3 protein-coding genes are annotated in these 1,927 nt (G+C 41.7%); 2 read left to right on the top strand and 1 reads right to left on the bottom strand.

What is annotated here, in order from left to right; translation table 11 throughout:
• The coding region (locus B4K20_RS02080; RefSeq protein ID WP_289281720.1) for a lipocalin family protein at positions 1–350 on the top strand (350 nt) is incomplete at its 5' end.
• Between the two features lie 3 nt (positions 351–353).
• On the opposite strand, the gene B4K20_RS02075 is transcribed toward B4K20_RS02080, so the two are convergent.
• Positions 354–959, bottom strand: coding sequence for a cysteine hydrolase family protein (locus B4K20_RS02075; RefSeq protein ID WP_289281719.1), 606 nt, complete (start codon positions 957–959; stop codon positions 354–356).
• Positions 960–1,091: 132 nt separating this feature from the next.
• Here B4K20_RS02075 and B4K20_RS02070 point away from each other — a divergent pair, with 132 nt between their 5' ends.
• The gene (locus tag B4K20_RS02070; protein WP_289281718.1) at positions 1,092–1,904 is read left to right on the top strand and encodes an ion transporter; all 813 of its coding nucleotides are present in this window, start codon (positions 1,092–1,094) and stop codon (positions 1,902–1,904) included.
• The last annotated feature ends 23 nt before the right edge of the window (positions 1,905–1,927 follow it).

The raw sequence follows: 1,927 nt of genomic DNA, 5'->3' as shown, positions 1-1,927 counted from the left end.
ACGGCACAATTCAGACCACATTCACGTTTCACGAAGACAGTTTTGACGGTGAATTAAAAACCTATCACCCCAAAGGATTCATCACGGATGAACAAACTAACGCTATCTGGGGAATGCAGTTTATCTGGCCTATAAAAGCAGATTACCGAATCATGTACCTGACCGAAGATTACTCTCAGACTATCGTCGCACGCAATAAGCGTGATTATGTTTGGATTATGGCCAGAACGCCGACCATCCCAGAGGCAGATTATCAGCACATGCTAAAACTGATCGAGAACGTCGGTTACGATATTAGTCAAATCCAACGCGTTCCACAGCAGTGGTCAGAGAATCCGGGTGACAAGTAAATCTTAGTCGGGCCGAGCTTCAATGGCCAAATCGTCAACCGTATCGACAATTGCTGCATATAAATCACGAGTAGCAGCAATAGTGACTTCCTGGACCTGCTCAGCAGAAAGCTGCTTTCCATTGTTTAAACATAGAGGACGCGTGGCTGTGGCATCTGCCACAATCGTCACATTGTAACCACGATTAAAACCGCCATGAGCAGTCGAGTTCACACACATATGTGTCATGAAGCCAGCAAGGATAATTTTTTCTATGCTTCGTTTTCTGAGTGCTTCATCCAATGATGTCTGAATAAATGCATTGGGAAAACTTTTTTCAATGACATATTCGCCATCAATCGGCGCCACTTCATCGGCAATAGCACCCAAGCGGCTATTCAAATCATACGGTGAACCTTTTCCACCATCATGCTGGATATGAAAAACAGGAACACCATGTTCACGTGCAAGCTCGAGTAATTTTTTTACTTGCTGAAGCGCTGGTTCAACATTATCCAACTTCAATACCCCTTCCCTGTAGGTATTCTGACAATCAATCAGTATGAGCGCAGACTCACTTAATGCTGAAGGTTCATGGCTTATCCCAATGATATCTCGTAAAGTCTTCATATGCATTCTCCATGGATAGCGTCAACTGAACATAGCATATCTACCGCACACATAACATGCTAACTTGCATAAATTTTTCCAATCGCTATTATTCCGCAGCTAGCCAAGATTTATATTTAAACAGGAGTAAAAATGGCCTCAGCCCTTACCCAAAGAACCCATCGTTTTGCGGCTATTTTTCTTAACATTAAACAGAACAAGATATTTGAAACGATTGTTGTTGCTGTCATTCTTTTTTCAGCATTAATGATAGGGGCAAAAACTTATAATATCCCCAGTCAACTGCTCACCGTCATTGTCTGGCTGGATTATGGCATTACCATCTTCTTTCTTATTGAAATCAGCATTCGCTTTTTTGCTGAAACCAACAAGCTGAATTTTTTCAAAAGTGGCTGGAATATATTCGACACCATTATTGTTGTAGTCAGCTTAATTCCCATAGAGGATAGTGAACTGGCTCTGGTGGGCCGTTTGGTAAGGATCTTCCGTGTTTTGCGGATGGTCTCGGTCATTCCAGAGTTGCGAACTCTCTTAAACTCATTACTGAGGGCCTTGCCTCAGCTTGGTTATGTCGCGCTGCTGATGTTTATTATCGTATATATCTACGCTGCAGTTGGCACTACTTTCTTTGCCAGTGTGAATGAAACCTTATGGGGGGATATTGCTGTTTCGATGCTGACATTATTTCGAGTGATGACCTTTGAAGACTGGACAGATGTCATGTATGAAACAATGGAGTTCTATCCATTTAGCTGGGCCTTCTATATCAGCTTTATCTTTTTAAATGCTTTTGCTTTTTTGAACATGTTAATTGGCATTGTTGTGAATGTGATGGAGAAAGAAAATGCTGAACAATGGCAACAAGAGCATGCTGGTGAACCCACTATTCAGGATTTATCTAGACAGTTAGATGAGTTGAAACAACTCATCAAAAGTAAGCAATAAAAAAGGGAGCCTAGGCTCCCTTT

It is taken from the genome of Methylophaga sp. UBA5088 (assembly GCF_002414625.1).
GTDB classification, from domain to species: Bacteria; Pseudomonadota; Gammaproteobacteria; order Nitrosococcales; family Methylophagaceae; genus Methylophaga; species Methylophaga marina.
This window is presented reverse-complemented; position numbering and strand designations above follow the sequence as displayed.